This is a genomic window from Adlercreutzia sp. ZJ304 (genome assembly GCF_011039075.1).
Taxonomy (GTDB): Bacteria; Actinomycetota; Coriobacteriia; order Coriobacteriales; family Eggerthellaceae; genus Adlercreutzia_A.
Map to the genome: position 1 here is coordinate 124,447 of NZ_JAAKEG010000004.1, position 25,769 is coordinate 150,215.

Consider the following 25,769-nt stretch of genomic DNA (forward strand, 5'->3'; position numbering starts at 1 on the left):
TACGGCGGTATTGGAGAGTATATGGAACTTCTTTCTGGAAATGAAGCTATCGCACAAGGCGCTTGGGAGGCGGGGGCAACAATAGGTGCAGCTTACCCGGGTACTCCATCTACTGAGACTATGGAGGCATTTGCGCGAAAACCAAATGTGTACGCTGAATGGTGCACTAATGAAAAAGTGGCTGTAGAAGTTGCATTGGGAGCATCGGCTGCAGGGGCGCGTACATTAGTAACTATGAAGCATGTCGGTGTAAATGTTGCTGCTGACCCTCTTTTTACAGCTGCATATACCGGTGTTGGTGGCGGTATGGTTGTACTTGCGGCAGACGATCCCGGGATGTATTCATCGCAAAATGAGCAAGATTCTCATTACTATGCACAGGCGGCTCATATTCCTATGCTAGATCCGTCGGATTCTCAGGAAGCACTTGATTTCACAAAAGAAGCCTACTCTCTTTCTGAGCGCTTTGATGTACCTTTCTTTATTCGTTCTACTGTTCGCATATCTCATACACGCACAACAGTGGAAACGGGTGAGCGTATTTCTGAAAATGATATTAAGGGATACGAAAGCGACCCTAGCAAGTGGGTTATGATGCCTGCATTTGCAAAGCCACGTCGCAAAGTGCAACTAGAGAGAATAGATGCGCTGCGTAAGTGGGCAGACGAATGCAGTTTCAATAAACGAATCGATGGCGTGCAAGCTCTTGGAATAATTTGTTCAGGTGCGGTTTACCAACATGTATTGGAAGCGCTGCCACAAGCATCTATTCTAAAATTAGGCGTAACATGGCCGCTTCCAGAAAAAACTATTAAGGAATTTGCAGATAAAGTTGACGCACTTTATGTAATAGAAGAAGCGTCTACTTACTTAACAGATGCCGTAAAAGCATTAGGCGTCAAGGTTAGCAAACCGCCCTATTCAATTTCTTTGGCAGGCGAACTTACGCCCGGTTTAATAAAAAACGCCTTTAATGGATTAGCATCTATAGATTATTCTAATATTGATGGTCTTCCGGCAAGACCTCCGGCATTGTGCCCGGGATGTCCGCATAGGCTAGTGTTTCGGGAATTAAAGCGCCTGAAGGCTATAGTTACAGGCGATATAGGATGCTATACACTTGGCGCGCTACCTCCTTTAGCATGTATGGATACATGCGTAGACATGGGGGCTTCTGTTTCCATGGCGCACGGGTTTGAGTTGGCGCTAGGCACCTCTGAGCACAGACCTGTTGTTGCGGTAGTAGGCGATTCCACATTTGCGCATTCAGGGCTTAGTTCTCTTATTTCTACTGCATACAATAAGGGTGCAGGTACTGTGTGTATTCTTGACAACAGAACAACTGCGATGACTGGTCGGCAAGGTAATCCGTTTAATGGGAAGACTCTACAGGATAGACCTAGTCGCGAATTAGACATAGAAGGTATTATATCTGCGCTGGGGATTGATAACGTAAATCTTGTAGATCCTAACGATATGATGGCTGTCAGAAGTGCATTAAAAGAGGCTACTTCTAATACAGATAGGTTGGATGTAATAATATTTAGAAGCCCTTGTGTGCTGTTGTCGCGTATCAAGAATAAACCGTATGTAGTAACTAACTGCACTGGATGCGGCGTTTGTCTTACATTGGGTTGTCCCGCTATTGGTAAACAGGCTGAAAGCGGGCTTGCTTATATTGATACCGAATTATGCATAGGATGCGGTCAGTGTGCGCAATACTGCCGTTTTGATGCCATTGTGCAGTCAGAATAGAGGTAATAATGTCTACTAAAGTGCTACTTTGTGGTGTTGGTGGTCAAGGAACAATATTGGCTGCGCATGTTCTAGCGCAGACTGCGTTGTGTTGTGATCAGAATGTTAAAGTTTCAGAAATACACGGCATGGCACAGCGCGGGGGTGCTGTAACTACCGATGTTGCTTTTGGTGAGCATGTTGAATCGATGGTGTGCGATTCTGGCTCGGCTGATATCGTTGTATCTTTTGAACTTATTGAAGCTTTGCGTAATCTTCCAATGCTGAAGAATGGCGGAAGAATTATTTCAAATAAAGAAATCATTAAACCCGCATCGGTGTTAACGGGAAAAGCTTCTATGCCGCACAATATACAAGAAGAACTTTCAAAAGCTAATGCGTTGCTTGTACCTGCGCACGACATAGCGCTAGAGGTTGGCAATGCTAAAACATCGAATATGGTTATGCTCGGTGCGCTTTCTGCGCTATTAGATTTCGATGTGTCTGCTTGGGAGAAAACAGTGCAAGATTTTGTGCCACCAAAAACCATCGAAGCTAATATAGCGGCTTTTAGAGCAGGTAGGGCATCTATTGCAGAGAAGGTGATGTAATGACAGTTTCGCAAATAAGTGTTTTTGCTCAAAGTAAGCCGGGGCATTTGGCGCGAGTGCTTAATGTTTTTGAGGCAGCTGGTGCTAATGTTCGTGGATTTGCAGTATCTGATACAGGAGAATTTGGCATAACGCGCTTTATTTTAGATAGACCAGATATCGCCTGCGATGCGCTTAAACGCGAAGGGTTTGCCTATATCGAAACACAAGTTCTCTGCTTAAAACTTGAAGATAGACCGGGTGAATTAGCGCGCGTTATAAGTCTTTTGGCAGAGCGCAATGAAAACGTTTTGTATAGCTATTCCATGATTTCTACTTATATTATTCTGGCTACAGATAATATAGAAGAGACGAAAGAAATACTGAAAGACGCAGGTCTTAGAATTATTACGCAAGCCGATATAGAAAAAGCAAATGCCATACATGCAGGAAACGAGGATTGAGCGATGCCAACAAGCAGTACAAACGAATTAAGCAGTAAAGGTGTATCGCAAAAGCAAGCTTTATTTGAAGCAATTAAGCAAAAAGATTTTGCTTCGTTTCCTATTTTTGATCGCAGTATAGAATGCATGCCGCGCAAGCAATTACGAGAACTCCAACTTAAAAAGTTGCAAGATCAGGTGGCATATACCTATCAAAATGTTGCATACTATCGCGATTTAATGGATAAAAGTGGGGTATCTCCTGCCGACATAAAAACTCTTGACGATGTTCGTAAGCTTCCTTTTACCGACAAAACTGCCCTGCGCGATACGTATCCTTATGGGTTATTCGCGGTTAATATTGATGAGATTATTGAAATCCATGCATCTTCTGGCACTACAGGTAAGCCGATAGTGGTCGGATACACTCGTGAAGACATGCAAGTTTGGAGTGATTGCATAGCCCGACTTGTGCAAATGGCGGGAGTTGTTCCCGGCGATATTGCGCAGATGGCTTTCGGGTACGGCATGTTTACGGGAGGATTTGGTCTGCATTACGGTTTACAAAAACTGGGATGCGCAATGATTCCGGCTGGCTCTGGCAATACCGAGCGCCATATCAACATGATAAACGACTATGGCACCACGGTTTTAATTGCCACACCTTCGTATGCTATGCATATTTGCGAAGTAGGGGAGAAGATGGGGTTTGACTGGGAAAAATCTTCTCTTCGAATTGGTCTTTTTGGAGGGGAACCATGCCCTCCTGCTCTAAAAGCAGAAATTGAAAGCCGGATGCATATTGTATGCACCGATAATTATGGTTTAACGGAAGTTATGGGTCCCGGTGTTTCTGGTGAATGTTTAGCGAACAGATTCCAGCAGCATATTGCCGAAGATCATTTCTTATGGGAGGTTGTGGACCCGCAAACTGGCGAACCTGTATCTGAGGGCGAAGAAGGCGAACTTGTTTTGACACCCTTAGATAAACGGGGGATTCCTGTGCTTCGCTACAGAACGCACGATTTGACACGTGTTACTTGCGAGGAGTGTGAATGCGGTAGAACTCATGCGCGAATGGACAAGGTTCGTTCACGCTGTGATGATATGCTAATTATTCGCGGAACGAATGTCTTCCCAAGCCAAATAGAGGATGTACTTGCCGGAATAGAAGAGGTAACACCGCATTACCACATTATTGTTGAAACTGTTAATGGTATGGATTCACTTACTGTAGAGACAGAAGTACGCCCTGACAAAATGACTGATTCCTTTGAAAAAATGGATGCTATGCGCCGTCGAATTGCCGAAAAACTAAAAGGTACGCTTTTGGTCGGTGTTAATGTTCGACTGGTAGAGCCGGGCGGAATTGAACGCACGATGGGTAAAGCTAAACATATAGACGATTTGCGCAATGCTTGATGAATAGTTGTGGTGTCTCATTTACGGGTAAACGTGTAGTTGGTCGGTTCGCACCTTCCCCTACAGGCAGGATGCATGCAGGCAATATTTTTGCTTACTTAATGGCATGGCTTGCTGCTAAAAGCCGTGGGGGAGATGTTTTATTGCGTATTGAAGATATTGACGAGTCTAGATCGCGCGCAGAATATGCCGACGCAATAATGCGCGATCTAGAATCTTTAGGCTTGTATTGGGATGGGGCTCCCGTATATCAAAGTTCTCGCAAACAGTTTTATCGCGATACTCTAAATGAGCTGACAGCTTCTGATAATACCTATGAATGTTTCTGTACAAGAGCAGAGGCAAATATACAATCGGCTCCACATTCAGGAGAAGAGAGCGGATATAAAGGTACTTGCAGGCATCTTAGCGAAACTGAACGCAAAAAACGAATATTAGAGGCATCTGCGCATGATAGAAAGCCATCACTTAGATGCAGGGTAGTAGATTCGCGTATTTGCTTTGTCGATATATTTCAGGGCGAACAAGCAGGAACCCTACAAGCTGGATACGATGATTTTATACTGCGTAGAAGCGATAATTTATTTGCGTATCAATTGGCTGTTATAGTTGACGATGCGCAGTTTGGTATAAATTGTGTTGTTCGTGGCTACGATCTTTTAACATCTACAAAAAGACAAATATATCTACAAAGTTTACTTGGCTATGAAAAACCTACATATGGACATGTGCCATTACTTGTTAATGAAGATGGAAGACGCTTATCAAAGCGCGATAAAGATGCTTCGCTAGATTGTATGATTGATACTTACAAATCGACTGAAGCAGTTTTAGGTCATATCGCGTATATTGCAGGCATTACAGAATATGACGAACCAACTACGCCTGAACAACTGCTAAGCTGTTATAACGAGCATGAATTGGGTAAGCATTTCAAAGAATGCCCCAATATTATTTACAGCTAATGCTTAAAGGATTAGCTGAACATTTGAAGCAAATACTGCAACAGCATAAAAAGCGCCTAGCACAATATTCATGTTGCATACAGCTGCCATAGCTCCTACGCGAACCTTAGGTCCTAATGGACTAATGAACATTTTTGAAACTATTGGATAAAGAGCCAACAGCATGAATGGTAAAACAATAGTTCCCGAAGGAAACCAAATACCCACAATTAGTACTGTTGATATAACAGATATTGCGATTAGGGTTTTATAAAGAGTGCGCGCACGTAAGCGTCCAAGCATTACGGGAAGGGTTTTTCTTCCAGCTGATATATCTTTTTCTATGTCGCAGGTATTATTTGTCATCATAATAAGACCGATGTTGATAATAAGCGGAATAGACCAAACCAGTATCATCCAATTAAGACTATCGGTAAGCACATAAAACGAAGCAAGGGGAATTAAACCACCCATTGTAATACCGCTTATTGCTTCTCCAATTGGCAGGTAAGATATGGGTGTTTTTCCACCCGAATAAACAACGACAATAAAAGCGCCCACAATAGCAATGACAAGTGGAATCCATCCAGATGATACGATGCAATATATACCTAAAAGAAATGCGACTATAAGAAAGGCTATTGCTAAAGCGAGTGCACTTTTAGGGTTGATATTGTTGTATACCAATACAGCATCGCTTTCTTCAACATTGTCGTTTTTTGAATCTGCACCTTTTACAAAATCAAAGTAATCATTGAATGTATTAACTGATGATTGCATTAATACAACAGCAATCAATAGGGCAATTGTTAGTGAAACTGACAGAAAACCTTGCATTGAGTATGCAAACGCAATGCTTAGAAGTGCGGGCATAATAGAAGCTGCCCAAGTGTGTGGTGCCGCCAGCAATAATGCATCTTTTGGATGCAGATGTCTTTTATCGTTACTTAGAGCCATATCATCAATTCGACATTAGCGCTGCTGCAATATCTTCAGAAGCGTTAGAAACGGGTTCCCATACATTATCTACTTTTTCAAAAGATATTTCGATGGGTTCGGTTTGCCTTACTTCTACATCTTTAAGTGTATCTAAAATTGTTTTACCGAATGCTTTGTCAAGTTCATCTGTAGACATTTTAGCTATTGATGCATCAGCTTTCATAGCATCCGTTGCTTCTTGTAAAGCTTTTTCATATTCGGTGAAACTTTTACATGTAAGTACAACTGTTGCAACCGCATTGTCGCCATCAACAGCTACATTTTGAACTAAATAATCGAAATCATCAAAGTATGCCGCCATGAAATCGTGCTCAGAAACACCGTATTGCGCAAGGGAGTCAATATCCATTCGGGAAGCAAAATTTGCTGTTTCAGAACTATCTATATTTTTATAGCCGTCTAAGCGGTTTGAGATGGATTGTTCTATTGCCTCTTCATCGGTTTGATATGAACAACCTACCAATAGAAATGCGAACATGGCAAAACAAGTTACGCATAAGATGAGTCTAGAAATTCTGTTTACCATAAAATGCTCCTATAGAATTGCTTACTAAAAAGATACGCGATTGTGCGAAGACTGTCCATAAAACAAATTATGGTAGTTATAATCAAAGAAAATGCTACTGATATGTTTAGGAATCTTAAATGAAAAAACTTGCAGGGGAGCTGTCAAAAGTAATAAGTAATTTAGATGGCGATGCCGGTAAATTCATGCGTATTGCGCGTAATAACGATTGCTATAAGCAAGCGGTTAATACTATATGGAATGAAAATGCTGCATGTTTAATTCTGGAAAACACCAATGCTGTTTATATACGTGAAGACCCAGCGCCCCGAAAGGGACCGGATAAAGATAAACCGTACATAGTCTGTGAAGTTTGCAGTCAAGATTCTATGGTGCGTTCAGAATTAGATACACACAGAGAGTTGTTGCATCTTGAATTGCGTAAACTTGGCTTAAATTTTGAAGAGTTGCGAATAAAGCCGTCGCGTGGGGCAATGCGATCGCGCCATCCGTTCAAGGCGAAAGATTAGCTTATCAGAGGCATTAAGCAGGATATTAATTAAGTTTACATAACATTTATTATCAGCCATTTATACAAATAGGAAAGACTAGTCCCACACAGAATTAGAGCCAGAAGAAGTTGATGCGCTTGAGAAATTCATTGCCTCTGTAAGCTTAGTAATATCACCGCTTTGCAGAAATTCAATAAACGCTGGCAATATGATAATTATAGAAATTGCGTTCAACACAATTGAAACAATACTTACCGAGATGCCAATTATCGCTTGACGTTTCAAATTATTTGCAATGGCACTAGGTTCAGATAATTTTTCTATAGCAGCACGTATTTTGCTAAGAGCCACTATGCCACAAATTAACGCCACGATACCTAGTGGTAAACCGCCGATAACTAACGATACAGGAGATGCAATAATTGTAATTGTTACCAGTGTTTGAGCTGATGCTAATTGGTGGTTTGCAAAAGCTCTTGATTCATCATCTGGTGTGTTGCTGTATTCCTGCTGCATATTTTCACCTGCTATGCTTAGTTTAGTCCGCTGCTTCCAAACCCGCCAAAACCACGTTCAGTATCTTCCAGCTCGTCAACATGAATTAAGTTAACATTTGGTGTTTCAATTATCACCAGTTGAGCTATTCGCATGCCCACATCAATTGTGTAAGCCGCATTAGCGTCTAAGTTCTGTAGCGACACCATCATCTCGCCGCGATAGCCACTATCAATAAGTCCCGGGCTATTGGGCACCGTAATACCATGCTTTGTGGCGAGTCCACTTCTAGGAAGTACCAATCCCGCATATCCTTCAGGAATAGCAATGGAAAACCCACAAGGAACAATAGCGCGCTCAAAGGGCTGCAATACTACATCTATAGCAGATCTAAGATCTAACCCTGCATCCCCAATATGAGCGTATGTGGGAGCCTCAATATTGTTGCGAAGTAGCTTAATCCGAATATCAAGTTGCTTCATTTATTTCAAACCTTTTAACGCTTCGCTGAACTCTTCTGCATCTTTGAAGTCTTTATACACGCTTGCGAATCTAATGTATGCAACATCATCTACATTAGCAAGCCTGTCTAAGACCATTTCTCCCAGTTCTTTTGAGCGCACTTCCGAGACACCGGAATTTCGAAGTGAATTTTCTATGTCATCAATTAGCTGGTCAATATGCTCTGGACTAACCGAGCGTTTTGCGCAAGCGATTAAAAGACCGCGAAAGAGTTTTTGCCTATCAAACGCTTCTTGGGAGCCATCCGATTTCAAAACAATTACAGGACGTTCTCCTAAACGTTCATATGTCGTGAAACGGTTTTGGCACTTAAGGCATTCACGACGACGGCGTATCGCGCTGCCATCATCTGCCGAGCGCGAATCTATAACTTTTGATTCTTCATATCCACATGATGGACAACGCATTTATATCCTTTCCTTTTGATAGTATACATCATACATTAATTCAAGAATTTTCTTGCTAGAACCCATGTTCGCAGTTATAATTACGAACAAAGGTTCCGATTGGCAATCTTGATGCAAGGAGTCTTCATGTCTACAAAAATTACAAAAAGACAGCAAGCAGTTCTCAATAATATTGAGAAACATATACGTGAAAAAGGTTTTGGACCTACTGTGCGTGAGGTATGTCAAGATTTAGGGCTTTCCTCCCCTTCTACCGTGCATGTTCATCTGAAAGCACTTGAAGAAAAAGGTTATATAAAGCGCGATCCTTTGAAGTCTCGTTCTATTTCTCTTACTTATCAACTTGAAGATGAAAATAATGAGTTGCATCCAGAGTTTGGGAAAGTAGTAAGTGTTCCCCTTGTAGGTGATGTTGCAGCTGGAACTCCAATACTTGCAGAGGAAAACATCACTGACAATATTGCGCTTCCCACCGATATCGTTGGAGATTCTCCATCTTTTGCATTGTCTGTGCATGGCGATTCAATGATTGAAGCCGGCATAAACGATGGCGATTATGTAGTTGTAAGAGAGCAGCCTACAGCTAATAACGGAGAAATAGTCGTTGCTGTTATTGGAGATAGCGCCACGGTAAAGCGCTTTTATAAAGAAGACAATCGCATTCGCTTACAACCGGAAAATTCTTCTATGAAGCCTATTCTCGTAGATGACTGTCTTATTGCGGGTAAGGTAGTGGCGGTATTTCGTCGTATTTAACTCGTAATAAGAAACGGTTTGAATTCTCTTTCTAAGCCAATAGGTACTCTTAGAATTAAACTAGTTCCTAATTCGGTATGCGATTCGTTCGATATCCGGCATCTTTTATGTGCCAAAGAAACTAGTTCGCCTCTTGAGTATGGGATTAGAACGTGCATATTTGAATCAGTTGCAGCAGCTGCGGATACTATCCGTGTTATTAATTCATCTATACCGGTTTCCATTACAGCAGAAACTTGGATAGACATAGAGTTTCTGAATGCTAGCGCTTGTTGTGCTGTGCTATCCAAAAGATCACATTTATTAAAAACAGTTAGTTTAGGTATACTTTCAGCACCTATTTGTCCGAGTACGTCGTTTACAGCATCTACCTGCTGTTCATAAGAGTTAGAAGATGCATCTACAACATGCAAGATAAGATCGGAATTGGTTATTTCGTCTAGTGTAGATTTAAATGCTTCTACAAGAGTAGTAGGTAATTTCTGGATGAATCCTACTGTGTCGCTTAAAGTAACCTCGCGGCCCTCTGGAAGTATAAGTTTTCTAGTGGTTGAATCTAGCGTGGCAAAAAGCTTGTCATCGGCATATACATTAGAATCAGTTAATCGATTGAGTAAACTAGATTTACCAGCATTTGTATATCCAACAAGGGCTATCTTGAATATTCCGCTGTTGTAGCGGCTTTCGCGCTGAACGCCTCTTATACGCGAAAGATGTTCTAGTTCACGCCTGATAGAAGTGATGCGCTTTCGTACCATGCGCCTATCAACTTCTAGCTGGCTCTCCCCTTCACCAAACCGAGATCCAACACCGCCGCCCATTCTATTTGATGCTAAATGAGCCCACATGCCTCGCAGGCGTGGGTATAAATACTCATTTTGCGCAAGTTGAACCTGAAGTCTGCCTTCACGTGTTTTTGCATGCAGAGCAAAAATGTCTAAGATAAGCGCAGTACGATCAATAACTTTTACATTTCTGCCAACAAGTTTTTCGAGATTTGATTGTTGAGATGGTGTAAGTTCATCATCAAAAATAATTATATCCGCATCTAGTTCGCCAGCCATATTAACTAGCTGAGTTGCTTTTCCGCTACCAACAAAAGTACGCGGGTTAGGCGAAGTAAGTTTTTGCGAAGTGATACCTACCGTATCAGCACCTGCAGTATCAGCTAAGCGCGATAATTCTTGCAGAGAAGATTCCATCGACCATTTAGATCCAGCCTGTTCTATGCCAACTAATATGGCTCGCTCGCGACTAGATTGCTCTATTGTATACATAGGCTCATTTGCCATAAATCTCCAAATCAACCTCTCCAACATACGATTCTTCTGCTGGTCCTGTCATTGCAACAATTCCATCGTTTTGCCAATTTATATGCAAAACTCCGCCAAGCAAGCGAATATCGTTTTCGCGGGGGGCATTTTTTGTTAGTACGGCTGCCACATTTACAGCACATGCACCTGTTCCGCAAGCTAGCGTCTCTGCGCAGCCGCGCTCGTATACGCGCATATTAATTACATCAGATGAAATTTCAGCAAATTCAATATTAGATTTTTCGGGAAATACAGCATGCGATTCAAAATATTTACCGATTTTATCTACATCAAAATTAGATAATGACTTATTTGTCGGGTCAACGAAGGCATCATCAGGCAAAGCTGTCCAATCATCAATAAAGCATATCGCATGCGGATTACCCATAGAAACGCAGGCAAACGAAAAATCACCCCAAGGTGAAGCAAGATTCATATATCCAATAAATGGCTCTCCCGTAGTAGAGATGCTATCGGTGCTGGCATCTACCGGAATGGCTTTTGGATCTAATATAGGCTGACCCATTTGTACTGTAGCCATTTCCATTTTGCCATTAGGCGATCTTTTGAAACTTATCGGTTTGGGACCTGCCATAGTATCTGCTATTAATTCGCAAGAATTTGCATCAACTATATTGTTGTCAACTAAAAATTTCGTGAAGCATCGAACTCCATTTCCACACATCTGAGCAAGGGTGCCATCTGAGTTTATGTAGTGCATATAGGCGCTACATTCGAAGCGTTTAGAAGGTCTTACAAGAATAACTCCGTCTGCGCCAATGCCGAAATGTCTATCGCAAAGCCATTTGACCTGCTTTTCGTCCAATTCGATATTATGTGACATGTCGTCAATCATAATAAAATCGTTGCCAAGCCCGTTCATCTTTGAAAATTTTATTTTCATTTTTTGCTCCTTGTGTATAGGTTATTTGTTTGTGGGGTTTTCTATAACTTGCAAAACTTGTTCAAGCATGTGGGTCATATTACCGGTTTCAGCATCTATCCACACTATGCGCCTATCTTTACGAAACCATGTACGTTGTCTTTTTGCATAACGTCTGGTGGCTTGCTTAATGCTTTGAAATGCATCGTCTATCGTGCATTCGCCCCGCTTCGCACTAACAATCTCTTTATAACCAATAGCCTGAGGAGCTGTAATCCATTCCTCAAAGCCCTCTTCAAGTAAACGTTCTACTTCTCGCTCAAGACCCAATTCGCGCATTTTGTCTACTCTTGTGTCTATTCGCTTAGCCAATGTATCAGGACTTACGGAAAGCCCTATCATTAGTGCGGGTACAAGCTGTTCAATTTTCGATAGTTTTTCTAGTTGGTTTGCATAGCTTTTTCCATCTGCATACAATTCAAGTGCGCGCATCACACGCTTAGAATTGTTTTTGTGGATACATTCGGCGCTTTTTGGGTCTACACTTTTTAATCGGTTCCAAAGTGCATCGGTACCGTTTTTATCTAAATACTCTACAAGTTCTTTTCGTATCGGGTTATCTACTTGTTCTCCTTTAGGAAAATCGTAGTTATCTATAGCGGCGCGAACATAAAAGCCTGTTCCACCAGCTAAAATAGAAGTATGTTTCCTGCTGCGTACTTCTTTGAAAGTACGCCGTGCATATTCTTGAAATAAAGCTGCAGAATAAGGCTCATTGGGATACACCAAATCTAAACCGTGGTGCATAACCTTACGCTGGTCAATTGGAATCTTGCCAGTTCCAATGTCCATACCTTTATAAACTTGCATAGAATCAGCGCTGATAATTTCCCCATCCAGTTCAAGTGCTATATTCTGCGCTAAATCTGATTTTCCAGTTGCAGTAGGACCTACAATGCAGATAACTTTATCAAGCAAAGATTCCACCTAGATAACCTCGCCAAAAAGATACCATGTCTTAGCTTCAGTTATACGAATATTAAGGAATGTGCCCGCAAGCTCTTGTGTTGTTGTACCATCGGGGACATATGCATGCACCGTCTGATTCTTGGGGCTTTTGCCTGCAAGTATTCCCTCTCCCCTTTTTGATGCACCTTCAACAAGTACGGGTACAACTTTGCCTAGCTCTTTTTGGTTGTATTTGTAAGCGCCATTTTGCACAGTATGAACAAGCGTATCAAATCTGCGTTGTATGACATCACTGGCGGGGATTCCATCCATTTTGGCTGCAGGAGTGCCGCTGCGCGGTGAAAAAATAAAAGTAAATGCCTGTGCGAAACCTACCTGTTCAACAAGGCTTCGTGTTTGCTCAAAATCGTCTTCAGTTTCACTTGGAAATCCAACTATTATGTCAGTAGAAAGAGCAATATCTGGACACACATGCCGTAACTTTTCAATTAGTCCCAAATAATGTTCGCGAGTATAAGAGCGATTCATTAATTTTAGAACGCGATTAGAACCTGACTGAAAAGGCAGGTGTAGCGCTGGCATGACCGAACGCAATTCTCCAAATGTGCTAATAACTTCATCGCTTAAATCTTTGGGGTGGCTTGTTACAAAACGAAGACGCTCAATTCCCGTAGCGTCAACCTCTTTTAGTATCCGGGCAAATTGAGGAGTTCCATAAGAATCGCGTCCAAAAGAGTTTACATTTTGTCCTAGCAGAGTAATTTCTTTAACTCCGGAGTCAACATATTGCCGCGCTTCGGAAACGATATCTTCTATAGAGCGCGATCTTTCACGCCCTCGAACATACGGCACTATGCAATACGAACAAAAATTATTGCATCCGGTCATTATGGGAAGCCATGCCGACCAAGGTGTATTTCTGCTGGTGGGCAGATCGGCAGAAAAAATATCTGGATGATCTGATGTGTCGGCTAAACGTTTGTTCTTATATATTGCATCAGCCAACATTTCTGGGAGTAAATGAAGTGCTTGTGTTCCAAAAACTACATTAACATGAGCAAAAGATTCCAATAAAGATTCTCCATCGCGTTGGGCAATACAGCCCCCTATCACAATAATTCTATTTTCTAATGGAGAGTTCTTGCGTACAGGAACATTTTTGCATGATGCTACATGTCCAAATAGTCTAGTTTCGGCAGACAACCTAACACAACATGTTAAATATACAAGAATATCGCTATCTTCAAGAGCTTCAGCGCGCTTTGCGCCGTAATGTTCCAGCATGCCAGCTACGCGCTCGGCATCATGTTCGTTCATCTGGCAGCCAAAGGCTAATACGCAGTATGTAAATCCATCTAGATTTAATGGCATTTGGAAAACTTAAACAGAAACGTTAAGAGCCTGCGTTGTTTTTGAAGCGTCTTTGGGCTCAACTGTAAATCGTATGGCAGTTCTATACTCGCCATCTATGACAATATCTGCAAACGAAGGAATACAAACAATTTCTATGCCTACAGGAGATAGGAAACCACGCGATATAGCTATAGCTTTAACTGCTTGATTTACTGCACCTGCACCTACTGACTGAATTTCTACTGGTGAACCGTCTTTAATCATTCCAGCAATCGCTCCAGCTACTGATGCGGGAGACGATTTTGAAGAAACCTTCAGGCAGCTGATTTCAGCTTTCTGGTCGTTAGCCACATGCATCCCTTGTCCGTTACATTAACATTTATGGTGTATTTATAGCTGATTCGAATGCGCATAAACCAGCAATTCGTAATTCTACCTTTAGCGATAACTTAAAGCAAACAGATACGTTGTCAATCAGCATTTATAAGCGGAATTTCTACTTTAAGACTGCCATTTATAACATGCACATTGGGATTTACTGAATCGTCTAGAAAATAACCAGAAGCAAGCTCTCTAAATGCATCAGTTACTGTATTTGTAAATGAATCTATGTCATTTTGGGTAAATTTTACAGCCGATTTTTTTGGCATTTTCTTAGGCGTGTCAAATTTTTGAGGCTTGCATGCGGATAGCGATTCGTGCTTGATGCGCTCTAGCATCACAACAGCAGCCTTAATTTCTCCATCCATAATACGTCTAGAAGAACGTGGAGACATATCTAAGCCCAAACTAGATGCAATTTCAGAAAATTCAACTGGATCAACCGCAAAAGCAAGACGCTGTATTAATTTGCATTCATCAATGTTAGAACTGAAAGCTCTCATAGCTGGGCTACAAGTTGCCATACCGTATTCATTGATTGCAGTTGCTATTTCTGTAAATGAACCGCAATAAACATTTACAGAATCTTTATGCTCCAATGCAAATTCAGCTGCAGTACGCAGTATGTTTTTTGGACCGCGCATACACATCTTGCCATTCTGCATTTCAAAGCGAGGGAATGTAGACTGATCTGTTTTTTCGGAAATATTCTTAGTATCTACTACAACTTGTATTGATGTCCCAAGACCGGGTTTTGAGTCTACAATCCTAGCGATTGACGAATTAACACGAATGGAATAGAGAGCCATTCCTCGTCCGTGAAAACCCCATCTGTCGAGAGAAGCGGTATCCAATTTTGAAGTAACTCTTGGCTCGAATACGAGACTTCTCATGTTCTCTGGCAAGCCACATCCATCGTCTATAACAACAATAGAGCGCTTATCTGCTTCTCGTTGTGTTGCTAAAAAAATATTTTTAGCATTAGCATCACGTGAATTACGCAAAAGCTCTATGACAATGTCTTCGCTAGACCTAATATCTTGAGCTGCTTGACGCTTTTCAGCTTCACTGGTTTTTAGCCGAACGAAGCCTTGCCCAAAATCTTTTTCTATCCGGAGGTTAGCATCGCCGATAACCTCTTCAATAAATGAAGAGGTTATCTCTGGCGTATTACTATTTTGCGTAGTCAACTGCACGGCTCTCGCGTATTACGACAACCTTAACTTGACCGGGATACTGAGTTTCAGTTTCTATTTGATGTGCAATATCATGTGCCAGCACAGTTGCTTGTGCTTCATCAACAATTTCAGGTTCAACCATGACACGCACTTCGCGTCCAGCTTGTATAGCGAAAGTTCTTTCAACGCCCTCGTAGCTATTTGCTATTTCTTCAAGCTTCTCAAGTCGCTTTATATAAGCATCTAGCGTTTCTTTTCTGGCTCCCGGTCTAGCAGCAGAAATTGCATCAGCTGCTTGAATGAGCACATCTAGAACAGTATTTGGTTCAACATCTTCATGATGCGCTTCTATTGCATGAACAATTTCAGGTTTTTCACCATATCTTTTAGCGAGATCGGCACCTAGTACGGCATGGCTGCCATCAACTTCATGATCAACCGCTTTACCTAGGTCGTGAAGTAGTCCAGCACGTTTTGCAGAAATAGGATCTAAACCCAACTCCGATGCCATAACACCTGCAAGATAAGAAACTTCCAGCGAATGGCTAAGTACGTTTTGTCCATAGGAAGTGCGATAAAGCAAACGTCCTAATGTGTTAACTAATTCAGGGTTTAAGTCATGAATTCCTACGTCGAATACAGCTTGTTCTCCAGCTTCATGAATGCGCTGACTGACAAGTTTGACAGCTTTATCATACATTTCTTCTATCCGTGCAGGATGAATGCGACCGTCAGCTATTAGATTCTCCATAGTTACACGACCAATTTCGCGACGTACCGGGTCGAAACAAGAAATGGTTACGCATTCGGGAGTATCGTCAATTATAAGATTGGTACCTGTAAGTTGTTCAAAAGAACGGATATTTCTGCCCTCGCGCCCGATGATGCGTCCTTTCAAATCATCGGAAGGGATATGGATTGTAGTTACAGTAGATTCAGTTGTGTGATCGGCTGCAACTCGCTGTATTGCCAAGCTAAGAATCATCCTAGCCTTTTTATCAGCTTCAGCTTTTGTTCTTGCTTCTGCATCTCTAATTATCGCCGCTGACTCGCGGGTTACGTCATCGCGAATAGTATCAAGCAGTTCTTCTTTTGCTTCTTGAGGTGTCATACCAGCAACACGCTCTAAGCGTTGTTCCATGTCAGTTTGAGCTTCCTCTAGCATGCGTTCGCGCTTTTCTATTTGTCCTTGAAGTGAAGATATTTGGTCTTCGCGCGAATCGAGAGAATTGCTTCTTTTGTCAAGGTATTCCTCGCGCTGCGTTATACGGTTTTCCGCGGAGCGTATTTCATTCATGCGCTCCTTATTATCTGCATCTACCTCTTGTTTATATTTCAGCGCCTGATCTTTTGCCTCTATCTCGGCTTCTTTTCGCATGGTTTCTGCATGGCTTTTTGCTTTTTCGATAAGCTCTTTAGCATCGTCTTCAGCCTTCTTCTTTAATGCTTGCGCTTCTTCTGCTGCACGAGAAGCAGCTGATTTTGTAGCGAATCGTGCGATAAGAAAGCCGAGAGCAATGCCGATAATTGCTGCAATAGCTATAAATACTACGTCCACAGCATTTGCTCCCTTCATCATTTTTGCATCTTTACAATGCGGTTTGATATCAAAAATAAATGTCGGCAAAATGCCGACATGAGCAAATGCACGCTTTCAAAAGCAATACGCCAACCTTATTAAGTTGTATATATCAAGTATGCAAAAGCATACGTTCGCTCAATATTAGTAATTATAACCTATCACACCAAATGGCTACAGCACGCGAGGCAATCGACATGCTGTAGCCTTTGTTTAATAGTTTTCTGGTGGCTGCGGAGCGCTTATCCTTTGCACGGCTGGGATGTTGAATTAGCAAATTTAATGCAGCATCAATTTGTGCGTCTTCTCCATTTTGAATATATTCTTGATAAGCATCCAAGTCTTCAATATATAGACCTAAAGACTGAATTTCCTTCTTTACAAATTCCATTCCCTTGCCAGCAAGTGCATTAGACCTAACAAGACATTCCGCATATCGCACATCATCAATTACACCTACTCTGATAGCTTTTTTCATAGCAAAATCAATTACATCTTGTGAAAACCCTGCATATTCTAGTTTCTTTCTCATGCGTATACTGGACTGTTCGCATGCGCTTGCACTCCGGAGAATTTTTGCATAAGCCTTCTCTTTTTGTTCATCAAGAGAAAGAGAAGATATATTTGATGTTTTAATATTATGCATTTTTTAATGTGGATGATTATTCCGCGTTCGAAGAAGTTGCATTTATAACTGGGACATCGTAGCTCTCTCTTACTTTTGCCTCAATTTCATCTCGAAGCTCTGGGTTGTCACGTAAGGTTTGTTTTGCAGCTTCTCTTCCCTGTCCTAAACGTTCCTCGCCATATGTGTACCAAGCGCCACTCTTTTTGGCTACTCCACAATCAACTGCCATGTCAATAATGCATCCTTCGCGAGAAATGCCTTCTCCATACATAAGATCAAATTCAGCCTGACGGAATGGAGGCGCTACTTTATTTTTGACAATCTTAGCTCGTACTCTATTGCCTACTGCTTCTCCGGATACTTTAATAGATTCTATTCGACGTATATCTATTCGTACACTTGAGAAGAACTTTAGAGCGCGACCTCCTGTGGTAGTTTCTGGATTACCAAACATAACGCCAATTTTTTCGCGCAACTGATTGATAAATATACATGTAGTATTCGACTTAGATAAAGAACCTGCCAGTTTTCTTAAAGCTTGCGACATTAGGCGTGCCTGCAAACCAACTGTAGTATCTCCCATTTCGCCTTCTATTTCAGCGCGAGGAACAAGGGCAGCTACAGAGTCAATCACTACGCAATCAACTGCGCTAGAGCGAACTAACATATCGCAAATTTCAAGTGCTTGTTCACCTGTATCGGGTTGAGATATAAGAACTTCATCTATATCTACACCAAGGCGTGCTGCATATACAGGATCAAGTGCATGTTCTGCATCTATAAAAGCAACTATGCCACCAAGAGCTTGCGCTTCAGCTAGTATTTGTAAGGCTAGAGTTGTTTTGCCGCTAGATTCTGGACCGTAAATTTCAATTATTCTGCCTCGCGGTACACCGCCTATGCCTAAAGCGACATCGAGCGGAAGAGCCCCGGTAGGTATAACACCTATAGAAAGATCGGCACCGCTTTCTCCTAATTTCATGATAGAGCCTCGACCAAATTTCTTTTCAATCTGATCGGTCGTACTCTTTAGCAGCTCTTCTTTCGACTGCGCCATTTTTTCTCCTCTTGCATTCTATGAATCGGCTATGTTTGCAATACGAACATATTATACGAACGTATGTTTGCAAGTCAAGAGGTTAAACTATATTCTGCTATAGCTACTTTGTTTCACTTGACACGTTCAATAATAGATATAAAACCTTGCATTTATATATCAAAAATGCGATTTTTGTTTACAGAGAAATACATACACATTTAAATAGAAACATGGCATCAATACATATTCATATTAGCTAAAATGCAATATTGAATCCTATAAAACCTTGCATAAACCTTACAAATTTCTAACGCGCATCCCCATTAATGGCTTCAAGCAAAATATCTAATGCCTTTTTTGCAGATAAACGCCTGATTTTGTCTCTATTGCCTTCAAAGTGCATAACCTCAGCTTCTGTTGCGTAAGGCGTACTAACAGCAAACCATACTGTGCCTATGGGTTTGCCCGGTTCAGCCCCAGTAGGACCTGCAATACCTGTAGTTGATACAGCAAAATCTGACTTTAATATTCGCTGAGCCCCTTTAGCCATATCAATGGCAGTACGAGCATTTACGGCACCATCAGATTTGAGCGTATCTGAATCTACCCCAAGTACATCAGATTTAACACTGAGGGCATAGCTAGCCACACCACCCATTACAACAGAAGAACTACCAGCAACAGATGTAAGTGCGCAGCTAACCATTCCCCCTGTTAGGCTTTCGGCACTAGAAACGGTAACTCCTTTATTAGATGCCGCACAAACAACATCTGCTGCTAATGCATTCAAATATTCGTCGTCAATATCGCATTCGTCACTATTTTCGGCATCAAATTTAGCGGGCTTAAAACCTAATAAATGTCTAGCTTTTGAAATATAGTCAAGCATAGAAATGATCGTAAGAATTAGGGCGATAATCATTGTCACCCATGAAATAACGTACAGAGGGTTATTGATATTCTCTGTATTCGGAATTACCAAAGCGTCTTTTATCAAAAATAAAACAATGGCTATTATTTGGGCGACAGTTTTGGCTTTTCCATACCAACTAGCTGCTATTACCTCGTTTTTGCTAGCCGCTATCATGCGTACACCTGACACAATAAATTCGCGTGCAAGAATTATGAGCACAGGCCAAGCCGGCAATACTGAAAGCTCTACAAGCGCAAGTAATGCTGCTGCTACAAGAATTTTGTCAGCAAGCGGGTCCATAAATTTTCCGAAATCGGTTACTTCATTGCGCTTTCTGGCTAAATAACCATCTATCCAGTCTGTAGCGGAAATAAGAATAAATACTGCTGCCGCTACAAGCGATTTTGTCTGATCGTCAACCAGATGTGCGATACCAAACCACTCTGGCCACGGACTTAGCAGCGCAACCACAAATACGGGGACCAAACATATCCTAATGAGAGTAATAATGTTGGAAAGTGTCCATATATTAGAAGCTGCTTTTTTGCGATTATCAGACATTAATCGTAGCGCCTTCCATGTCGTAAAGCAATGTATCGTCTATGCTGACCGCAACGATATCGCCTACATTACCAGAATCGACAAACGTAATTCCGTCTACTTCGGGAGCTTGCTGCATAGTGCGTCCATACAGTTGCCCGTCTTCTTCAACACCTTCAATTAAAACATTTTGCACGCTACCAATGCGGGCAGAAACAGCCGCTGCACCTGCTGCGTCAGCTGCATCTTGCACTTTTTGGGCTCGATACATTTTTTCATCTTCGTCTAATTGATTAGCCATAGAAGCAGCGCATGTGCCCTCTTCTTGTGAATAGGGAAACACGCCAACATAGTCAAAACAACCCGATGCTGCAAAATCGACAAGCATTTCGAATTGCTCTTCAGTTTCGCCGGGAAAACCGGCTATTAAAGTGGTTCGCAAAGTAACTTCATCTATGCGATTTCTTGCTTTTTGCGCCAAAGCTAGAAATGTATCTAGCGAACCTGTTCTATTCATAGCTTTTAATATGGTTGGATCTACGTGCTGAAGAGGAATATCTAAATATTTAGCGACATTTTTACAGTCGGCTATAGTGTCTAGTAATTCATCTGTTACGCCATCGGGCTGAATATACATTACCCTAAACCATGTATCGGTAAAGCGATTCGCGAGCGACCTTAAAAGCCATGCAAGACTGCAGCCATCTTCTAAATCTTCTCCCCATCGACCTGTATCCTGCGCAATAAGGATAATTTCTTTGGCTCCATTTTGAATTGCTTTCTCAACATCGTTTTCTATATCTTCCAATGGAAAGCTTCTATATCTGCCTCTTATAAATGGAATTGTGCAATACGAGCAGAACCTATCACATCCATCAGATATTTTTACATATGCGTAAGGCATGTGTGCACAAGGTGCCTCTAAACAGGCATTTGCACTATATTGATGCGCGTTATTAAGGCTTTTCATTGCGGCATCTACAACTTGCACTATATTTTGCTCTTCTGCACAGGAAACAAAAGCGAAAGGTTCTGGCAATTCTGTTTGTAGTTGCTCTCCATATCGCGCAGGCATACAGCCTGAAACTATAACAGCACATCTACCTTCATCAATTCCGGGTAGCGAACAAGCTTCAAGTACTGCATCGATGCTTTCCTCCGTTGCAGCCTGAATAAAAGAGCAGGTATTAACTATAACAACATTTACCAAATCTGCATTATCGACAATAGAGTATCCTGCATCCCTTAAACGATCGCGCATTTGCTGCGAATCAACTTCGTTTTTTGCGCATCCAAGCGTATAAATACAAACGCTTCCTTTTAAAACATTGTTATTCATATATAAAACTTTATCGATAATTTACAAACTGCAAAGGCTGTCCGAAGTCTTCAGACTTTAGGTGAGCAATTACATCTTGCAGAGTGTCGCGCGAGGCCGATGTAACGCGAAGTTTGTCGCCTTCAATTTGAGTCTTTATTTTTAATTTTAGAGCCTTTAGATCTTTGTTAATTTTGGTAAGCGTGTCTTTATCAATACCGCTAATAATGTTACCTTTGCGCGATACATTGCCGCCGGAAATGCTTTGAACTTCCCCCCATTTCACAGCGCCTAAATCTATTCCGCGCTTTACAAGTTTTGAAGAAACTATATCTATGACTTGATTGGCTACAAAATCTGACGGAGCCTCTACAAGCATTTCATGTTTTTGCTTGTCCAATTCAATTTTAGATCCGGAATCTTTAAGATCGTAGCGCTGTGATAATTCCTTCTTTGCCTGTTGAAATGCGTTATCAACTTCTTGCATATCTACAAGAGACACAACGTCAAAACTATTTTCTTTTGCCATTTCAACCCCTCTATGTTATACACCGCTTCTTGCGCTGCGGTCGCGCATTGTGCATCACTATGAATATATCCTATTCTGAAGACTTCTTAGAAGACGATGAAGATGCAGAAGAACTCGCCGAGGAAGACGAACTATCGGCAGAGGGATGCTGTTCATTCCATTCATCTAAGATGGTCTGAAAATCTAGCGTATATACATAGTATTCAGTTCCGCTCTGTTTTGTTAGCTTCTGTTCTACGCCATCAACTTCAACGGTAACAGGACTCGGGTTTGCCGTTCGTACCGTAAGTGTACCGGTGACATCATATTCCTCTTCAAACGGTCCTCTAACCACTTCGGATAATAGCTCTGATTTCGAACCGCCTTCTTTTACCTCAATCCAAGAAGATTTTCCAGATTCAATCGACAGTTTTAGTACTGCCTTTTCGGGCGGTGTTTCTACAACATCGGCGCTTACTGTGCCTTCTGGATTAGATGTGTCAGTAAGCCCGGATATGGGAATATCTGGAACATCTTGAACAGCCTGTCTGCCGCTATTGAATAAAACTACCAAAATAATTATGAGCACAATAGCAACAATAGCTATGCCTATCCATATTGCAAAGCTAGGTAATCCTCTACTTGCCTGCTTACCGCCATAAAGTGTATTACGTCCGCGAGGATCTGGCATAGCAGAGCCGCGCCGCGATGCTTGATGCCTTTCGCCTCCTACATATCCGTAACCGCGTGAAGGTGCACGCCCAGATGCAGATCGCGCAGGAATACTGCGGCTAGAGTTTCGTGAACTAGATGTTCGTGAAGGTGTATTTCGGTTTAAATTGCGAGACTGGCTAGTTCTTCGTGTGTCTTCATTATAAGAAGCCCTGCCTGTCCTACCCGCTGCAGGATTTCTGTGAGTCCTAGAATTACGTTGCGCAGAATGACTATCTGCACGAGCGCTACCAGCGCGCGGACGCCCAGTATCAAAAAGATGCAATTCATCGAGATACATTTCGCTTATACGCTTTTGATCTAAGCCAACCGCGCGTGCATATGCACGTATCATATTGCGGGTATAACCGCTTGCAGGCATTCTGCCAAAATCAGACTCTTCTATCGATCTTAAAATATCAGGGCGAATATGCAGGCGACGCGCCATAGTAGTGAGATCGTAACCTTCTCTCTCACGTGCTTCGCGTAAGATGCGCCCGTATGAATCCTGCATTGGCACCAGATGCTACTCCTGTTTATCACCCTTTAAGGTTGCAAATCTTGCTTCTCAAAAGCTTTAAGTGTTTCTAACTCTAATGCATCGACCATTACTTCTCGGGGTTTTGAGCCGTTTGCTGGTCCTACGATGCCTTTTTCTTCTAGTTGATCCATTATACGTCCAGCGCGTGCATAGCCAACCTTCAAGCGTCTTTGTATATTAGATGTTGAACCCATTTTAGACGAAACTACTATTTCTGCTGCATCCCAGATAAGCGGATCATCGGAAGACGGAGTACCTCCGCTAGGATTAGTGCTGCCAATAGTTTGTATATTAGTCTTTAAGATTTCTGTGTGGTACTCTGGCTCGCCCTGTTCTTTCACCTTTTCAACAACTGCTTCTATTTCAGCTTCAGAAACATAACAACCTTGTATGCGCACAGGTTTAGCAAATTCCGGTTTTGACAGGAGCAGATCGCCTAAACCGACTAAATGTTCAGCGCCGGTTGTATCAATTATTACTCGTGAATCTATCCCAGAAGCCACGTTAAACGCAATGCGATTAGTAATGTTAGATTTTATTAATCCTGTAACAACATTTGTGGATGGGCGCTGAGTTGCAACTATTAAATGTATACCCGCAGCACGCGCCAGTTGAGCAATGCGGCATATAGAAAATTCAACCTCTTTGCCAACAGCCATCATAAGGTCGGCAAGTTCATCAATAATGATGACTATATAAGGCATTGTTGTAGGTGCTGTTTCGCCTTCGGGCACTTCTAGCGCCCCAGATTTCACCTTTTGATTGTATTGCCCAATATTGCGAACACCGGCATCGCTCATAACTTTAAGACGACGCTCCATTTCCGCTACTCCCCATGCCAGTGCGCCCGCAGCCTCGCGAGGCTCTGTTACTACAGGCGTATATAGGTGCGGAATGCCGTTGTAGGGAGTAAATTCAACACGTTTAGGATCAATCATTATGAAGCGAACTTCAGATGGGGTGGCACGCATAAGTATTGACATTATCATGGCATTTACAGATACCGATTTGCCAGAGCCTGTGGTACCGCCTATCAATAAGTGTGGCATTTTTGCCAAATCTGAAATTATGGGATTGCCCTCAACATCTTTTCCTATGGCTATCTGTAAAGGACCGCTCTTGGCGCTGTCTAGGACATCGGCAAGAAAAACCGTTTCGCGTTTTTCGTTTGGAACTTCTATGCCAACATAATTTGTACCCGGAATAGGAGCAAATATACGAACTGAAGGCGTTGCAAGCGCTAGTGCAATGTCGGTATCAAGAACAGTAATTCTGCTTACACGTACACCCGATGGTAAATCAACTTTGAAAAGAGTAACTGTAGGACCAGCCACCCAACCAACAACTTTTGCTGGTACACCAAAATCTTCTAAGGTTTTTTGCAGCAATGATGCAGTATGTCCAAGCTCTTTTGCGTTTGTAGCGCTTTTGCGTCCTTTAGGTGATCGAGCCAACAAGGACATAGAAGGCAAAATAAAACCATCTTTCGATATTGGCGTATTCGGTTCAGAATTAGTAGAACCCGCAGTATTTTTTGTTGCTATTTGCGCATTATCTTCTTTGGCGCGACCTAGTTTTCTAGTCATAGGTGCGGTTTTAGTTGGCTGCGCATTTTCCAGATCGGACAAAGCCATCGTTATGTTTGGGTCGCTTATGCGCGAAGAATCTATTTCAGCTACCTTTTGCGATTTTAGTTTGCGTTTTTTACCAGCAGTAGGAAGCTGCCGCGTTAAGGCAGAGTTAGCAAATCCCTTTTCAATATCGGAAATCTCTTCGCTATTAGCAAGACCTGCGGAATAGTTATCAACTTCTAGAACTTCATCGTCTATTTCTGCAGATTGTTGAATATCGCCACCTCGCCGCCGTATGCGTGCAGGCGCAATCTGAGAATTTGATGAAGAGTTTTCTGCGTGCTTATAGGATATTTCGCGCGCTTTTCTTCTAACCTTCTCAATAAGCCTTGATATAGAAAATCCTACTATTACAAGTCCAATTACCATTATTCCGATAAGTATTACTCCAGTAATAACTCGTCCAAATAAAGTAATTCCTGCCCAAGCTATTCCAGCACCAATATAACCACCATAATTCACAAGCAAATGTGGCGAAAACAGCAAATCGGGATTATCTGAGCCTAGTGTGGTTATGGGGGTAAATAGCGCCATAAAACCAAGAAGTGCAATATAAAGAATAGCAAGTCCTACAGCTGCGCGCAAAGATAGGCGCTCTCGGCCGCTGCGATATAAAAATGTAATACCTACAATTGCTAAAACAAACGGAAGTACATACGAACCAGCGCCTAAAGCTAAATGAACACCAGCAGAAAGTGCACCCGATACAACAGCTTCATTTTCTGGCATTGCCGCTATGAGCATAAACACTATAGCGATAACGATAAATATAACTCCTGCTATATCGCGCTTTGCATAATCGTCTAAAAGCCCAGCCTTAGGTTTCCTCTCTTCAAGCGGAAGCCGCGTCTGCGGAGCGTTGCTGGTTTTTTGAGCTTGCTTTTTAGATCGAGTATTGCGCGCCAACACTAATCCCTTTCGTATTACGTTTCTACTGTATATGCGGATCGTTGGT

Annotated in this window: 26 protein-coding genes; 7 read left to right on the forward strand and 19 right to left on the reverse strand. The window is 42.0% G+C overall.

Annotated features, from left to right (window positions below; genetic code table 11):
* Positions 1-21 precede the first annotated feature (21 nt).
* Genes G7Y46_RS02800 through gluQRS form a run of 5 tightly spaced genes read left to right on the forward strand, consistent with a single transcriptional unit; the run spans position 22 to position 5,154 of the window.
* A complete protein-coding gene (locus G7Y46_RS02800; protein ID WP_165252288.1) occupies positions 22-1,755 on the forward strand; it encodes a thiamine pyrophosphate-dependent enzyme in 1,734 nt (577 codons plus the stop codon).
* 8 nt (positions 1,756-1,763) lie between these two features.
* Positions 1,764-2,345, forward strand: a complete 582-nt coding sequence (locus tag G7Y46_RS02805) for an indolepyruvate oxidoreductase subunit beta (protein WP_165060149.1) — start codon at positions 1,764-1,766, stop codon at positions 2,343-2,345.
* Positions 2,345-2,788 carry an ACT domain-containing protein gene (locus G7Y46_RS02810; protein WP_165252290.1) on the forward strand — a complete coding sequence of 148 codons (444 nt, stop codon included), beginning with the start codon at positions 2,345-2,347 and terminating at the stop codon, positions 2,786-2,788. Before G7Y46_RS02805 ends, G7Y46_RS02810 begins: the two co-directional genes overlap by 1 nt.
* A 3-nt stretch (positions 2,789-2,791) precedes the next feature.
* The gene (locus tag G7Y46_RS02815) at positions 2,792-4,189 is read left to right on the forward strand and encodes a phenylacetate--CoA ligase (protein ID WP_165252292.1); all 1,398 of its coding nucleotides are present in this window, start codon (positions 2,792-2,794) and stop codon (positions 4,187-4,189) included.
* The gene (gluQRS, locus tag G7Y46_RS02820) at positions 4,189-5,154 is read left to right on the forward strand and encodes a tRNA glutamyl-Q(34) synthetase GluQRS (RefSeq protein WP_165252294.1); all 966 of its coding nucleotides are present in this window, start codon (positions 4,189-4,191) and stop codon (positions 5,152-5,154) included. Before G7Y46_RS02815 ends, gluQRS begins: the two co-directional genes overlap by 1 nt.
* Positions 5,155-5,157: 3 nt before the next feature.
* Here gluQRS and G7Y46_RS02825 read toward each other — a convergent pair whose 3' ends face one another.
* The gene (locus G7Y46_RS02825) at positions 5,158-6,090 is read right to left on the reverse strand and encodes a prenyltransferase (protein WP_165252295.1); all 933 of its coding nucleotides are present in this window, start codon (positions 6,088-6,090) and stop codon (positions 5,158-5,160) included.
* A 4-nt stretch (positions 6,091-6,094) separates the two neighbouring features.
* Positions 6,095-6,658 (reverse strand): hypothetical protein, encoded by a 564-nt coding sequence (locus G7Y46_RS02830; RefSeq protein WP_165252297.1) that lies wholly within the window; start codon positions 6,656-6,658, stop codon positions 6,095-6,097.
* Positions 6,659-6,777: 119 nt separating this feature from the next.
* On the opposite strand from G7Y46_RS02830, the gene G7Y46_RS02835 reads away from it, so the two are divergent.
* Positions 6,778-7,167 carry a hypothetical protein gene (locus G7Y46_RS02835; RefSeq protein ID WP_165252299.1) on the forward strand — a complete coding sequence of 130 codons (390 nt, stop codon included), beginning with the start codon at positions 6,778-6,780 and terminating at the stop codon, positions 7,165-7,167.
* Positions 7,168-7,245: 78 nt separating this feature from the next.
* On the opposite strand, the gene G7Y46_RS02840 is transcribed toward G7Y46_RS02835, so the two are convergent.
* The 3 genes from G7Y46_RS02840 to nrdR are packed head-to-tail and all read right to left on the reverse strand — an operon-like array spanning position 7,246 to position 8,573.
* Entirely contained in the window at positions 7,246-7,665 is a 420-nt protein-coding gene (locus G7Y46_RS02840; RefSeq protein WP_165252301.1) for a hypothetical protein, read from the reverse strand.
* 17 nt (positions 7,666-7,682) lie between these two features.
* Positions 7,683-8,126: a dUTP diphosphatase gene (gene dut, locus G7Y46_RS02845; protein WP_165252303.1), complete on the reverse strand. Its 444-nt coding sequence runs from the start codon at positions 8,124-8,126 to the stop codon at positions 7,683-7,685.
* On the reverse strand, positions 8,127-8,573 hold the full coding sequence (nrdR, locus tag G7Y46_RS02850; protein WP_165252305.1) for a transcriptional regulator NrdR: 447 nt from the start codon (positions 8,571-8,573) through the stop codon (positions 8,127-8,129).
* A gap of 126 nt (positions 8,574-8,699) precedes the next feature.
* Here nrdR and lexA point away from each other — a divergent pair, with 126 nt between their 5' ends.
* Positions 8,700-9,329, forward strand: a complete 630-nt coding sequence (gene lexA / locus G7Y46_RS02855) for a transcriptional repressor LexA (RefSeq protein WP_165060177.1) — start codon at positions 8,700-8,702, stop codon at positions 9,327-9,329.
* Here lexA and hflX read toward each other — a convergent pair.
* The 14 genes from hflX to G7Y46_RS02925 form a co-directional block, all read right to left on the reverse strand.
* The gene (gene hflX / locus G7Y46_RS02860) at positions 9,326-10,621 is read right to left on the reverse strand and encodes a GTPase HflX (protein ID WP_165252307.1); all 1,296 of its coding nucleotides are present in this window, start codon (positions 10,619-10,621) and stop codon (positions 9,326-9,328) included. The two genes, lexA and hflX, sit on opposite strands and share 4 nt — an antisense overlap.
* Positions 10,611-11,546: a diaminopimelate epimerase gene (gene dapF / locus G7Y46_RS02865; protein ID WP_165252309.1), complete on the reverse strand. Its 936-nt coding sequence runs from the start codon at positions 11,544-11,546 to the stop codon at positions 10,611-10,613. Before dapF ends, hflX begins: the two co-directional genes overlap by 11 nt.
* A gap of 21 nt (positions 11,547-11,567) precedes the next feature.
* A complete protein-coding gene (miaA, locus tag G7Y46_RS02870; RefSeq protein ID WP_241157023.1) occupies positions 11,568-12,503 on the reverse strand; it encodes a tRNA (adenosine(37)-N6)-dimethylallyltransferase MiaA in 936 nt (311 codons plus the stop codon).
* A 9-nt stretch (positions 12,504-12,512) separates the two neighbouring features.
* On the reverse strand, positions 12,513-13,865 hold the full coding sequence (gene miaB / locus G7Y46_RS02875) for a tRNA (N6-isopentenyl adenosine(37)-C2)-methylthiotransferase MiaB (protein ID WP_165252313.1): 1,353 nt from the start codon (positions 13,863-13,865) through the stop codon (positions 12,513-12,515).
* A 9-nt stretch (positions 13,866-13,874) separates the two neighbouring features.
* Positions 13,875-14,174 carry a stage V sporulation protein S gene (locus tag G7Y46_RS02880; RefSeq protein WP_206214055.1) on the reverse strand — a complete coding sequence of 100 codons (300 nt, stop codon included), beginning with the start codon at positions 14,172-14,174 and terminating at the stop codon, positions 13,875-13,877.
* Between the two features lie 143 nt (positions 14,175-14,317).
* The gene (locus tag G7Y46_RS02885) at positions 14,318-15,418 is read right to left on the reverse strand and encodes an ATP-binding protein (protein ID WP_241157024.1); all 1,101 of its coding nucleotides are present in this window, start codon (positions 15,416-15,418) and stop codon (positions 14,318-14,320) included.
* Positions 15,402-16,985, reverse strand: coding sequence for a ribonuclease Y (rny, locus tag G7Y46_RS02890; protein WP_241157025.1), 1,584 nt, complete (start codon positions 16,983-16,985; stop codon positions 15,402-15,404). The genes G7Y46_RS02885 and rny overlap by 17 nt, the downstream gene beginning before the upstream one ends.
* A 151-nt stretch (positions 16,986-17,136) precedes the next feature.
* A complete protein-coding gene (locus tag G7Y46_RS02895; RefSeq protein ID WP_165252315.1) occupies positions 17,137-17,631 on the reverse strand; it encodes a RecX family transcriptional regulator in 495 nt (164 codons plus the stop codon).
* 16 nt (positions 17,632-17,647) lie between these two features.
* A complete protein-coding gene (recA, locus tag G7Y46_RS02900; protein ID WP_165060192.1) occupies positions 17,648-18,670 on the reverse strand; it encodes a recombinase RecA in 1,023 nt (340 codons plus the stop codon).
* 289 nt (positions 18,671-18,959) lie between these two features.
* Complete coding sequence (gene pgsA, locus G7Y46_RS02905; protein WP_165252317.1) at positions 18,960-20,126, reverse strand: CDP-diacylglycerol--glycerol-3-phosphate 3-phosphatidyltransferase; 1,167 nt, start codon at positions 20,124-20,126, stop codon at positions 18,960-18,962.
* Entirely contained in the window at positions 20,119-21,444 is a 1,326-nt protein-coding gene (gene rimO, locus G7Y46_RS02910) for a 30S ribosomal protein S12 methylthiotransferase RimO (RefSeq protein ID WP_165252319.1), read from the reverse strand. The genes pgsA and rimO overlap by 8 nt, the downstream gene beginning before the upstream one ends.
* A gap of 10 nt (positions 21,445-21,454) precedes the next feature.
* Positions 21,455-21,952 (reverse strand): YajQ family cyclic di-GMP-binding protein, encoded by a 498-nt coding sequence (locus G7Y46_RS02915; RefSeq protein ID WP_165252321.1) that lies wholly within the window; start codon positions 21,950-21,952, stop codon positions 21,455-21,457.
* Between the two features lie 70 nt (positions 21,953-22,022).
* Positions 22,023-23,156, reverse strand: coding sequence for a helix-turn-helix transcriptional regulator (locus tag G7Y46_RS02920; protein ID WP_241157032.1), 1,134 nt, complete (start codon positions 23,154-23,156; stop codon positions 22,023-22,025).
* A gap of 32 nt (positions 23,157-23,188) precedes the next feature.
* Positions 23,189-25,720: a DNA translocase FtsK 4TM domain-containing protein gene (locus tag G7Y46_RS02925; protein WP_241157026.1), complete on the reverse strand. Its 2,532-nt coding sequence runs from the start codon at positions 25,718-25,720 to the stop codon at positions 23,189-23,191.
* Between the last annotated feature and the right edge of the window lie 49 nt (positions 25,721-25,769).

What these genes read in the sequence shown, in the direction of transcription:
- nrdR (WP_165252305.1), bottom strand. Translation starts at nt 8,573, where the DNA reads ATGCGTTGTCCATCATGTGGATATGAAGAATCAAAAGTTATAGATTCG.
- dapF (WP_165252309.1), bottom strand. Translation starts at nt 11,546, where the DNA reads ATGAAAATAAAATTTTCAAAGATGAACGGGCTTGGCAACGATTTTATT.
- rimO (WP_165252319.1), bottom strand. Translation starts at nt 21,444, where the DNA reads ATGAATAACAATGTTTTAAAAGGAAGCGTTTGTATTTATACGCTTGGA.
- dut (WP_165252303.1), bottom strand. Translation starts at nt 8,126, where the DNA reads ATGAAGCAACTTGATATTCGGATTAAGCTACTTCGCAACAATATTGAG.
- pgsA (WP_165252317.1), bottom strand. Translation starts at nt 20,126, where the DNA reads ATGTCTGATAATCGCAAAAAAGCAGCTTCTAATATATGGACACTTTCC.
- miaB (WP_165252313.1), bottom strand. Translation starts at nt 13,865, where the DNA reads ATGCCATTAAATCTAGATGGATTTACATACTGCGTATTAGCCTTTGGC.
- G7Y46_RS02915 (WP_165252321.1), bottom strand. Translation starts at nt 21,952, where the DNA reads ATGGCAAAAGAAAATAGTTTTGACGTTGTGTCTCTTGTAGATATGCAA.
- G7Y46_RS02895 (WP_165252315.1), bottom strand. Translation starts at nt 17,631, where the DNA reads ATGCATAATATTAAAACATCAAATATATCTTCTCTTTCTCTTGATGAA.
- G7Y46_RS02840 (WP_165252301.1), bottom strand. Translation starts at nt 7,665, where the DNA reads ATGCAGCAGGAATACAGCAACACACCAGATGATGAATCAAGAGCTTTT.
- gluQRS (WP_165252294.1), top strand. Translation starts at nt 4,189, where the DNA reads ATGAATAGTTGTGGTGTCTCATTTACGGGTAAACGTGTAGTTGGTCGG.
- G7Y46_RS02825 (WP_165252295.1), bottom strand. Translation starts at nt 6,090, where the DNA reads ATGGCTCTAAGTAACGATAAAAGACATCTGCATCCAAAAGATGCATTA.
- G7Y46_RS02810 (WP_165252290.1), top strand. Translation starts at nt 2,345, where the DNA reads ATGACAGTTTCGCAAATAAGTGTTTTTGCTCAAAGTAAGCCGGGGCAT.
- G7Y46_RS02800 (WP_165252288.1), top strand. Translation starts at nt 22, where the DNA reads ATGGAACTTCTTTCTGGAAATGAAGCTATCGCACAAGGCGCTTGGGAG.
- G7Y46_RS02920 (WP_241157032.1), bottom strand. Translation starts at nt 23,156, where the DNA reads ATGCAGGATTCATACGGGCGCATCTTACGCGAAGCACGTGAGAGAGAA.
- G7Y46_RS02805 (WP_165060149.1), top strand. Translation starts at nt 1,764, where the DNA reads ATGTCTACTAAAGTGCTACTTTGTGGTGTTGGTGGTCAAGGAACAATA.
- rny (WP_241157025.1), bottom strand. Translation starts at nt 16,985, where the DNA reads ATGATGAAGGGAGCAAATGCTGTGGACGTAGTATTTATAGCTATTGCA.
- G7Y46_RS02830 (WP_165252297.1), bottom strand. Translation starts at nt 6,658, where the DNA reads ATGGTAAACAGAATTTCTAGACTCATCTTATGCGTAACTTGTTTTGCC.
- lexA (WP_165060177.1), top strand. Translation starts at nt 8,700, where the DNA reads ATGTCTACAAAAATTACAAAAAGACAGCAAGCAGTTCTCAATAATATT.
- hflX (WP_165252307.1), bottom strand. Translation starts at nt 10,621, where the DNA reads ATGGCAAATGAGCCTATGTATACAATAGAGCAATCTAGTCGCGAGCGA.
- G7Y46_RS02835 (WP_165252299.1), top strand. Translation starts at nt 6,778, where the DNA reads ATGAAAAAACTTGCAGGGGAGCTGTCAAAAGTAATAAGTAATTTAGAT.
- recA (WP_165060192.1), bottom strand. Translation starts at nt 18,670, where the DNA reads ATGGCGCAGTCGAAAGAAGAGCTGCTAAAGAGTACGACCGATCAGATT.
- G7Y46_RS02815 (WP_165252292.1), top strand. Translation starts at nt 2,792, where the DNA reads ATGCCAACAAGCAGTACAAACGAATTAAGCAGTAAAGGTGTATCGCAA.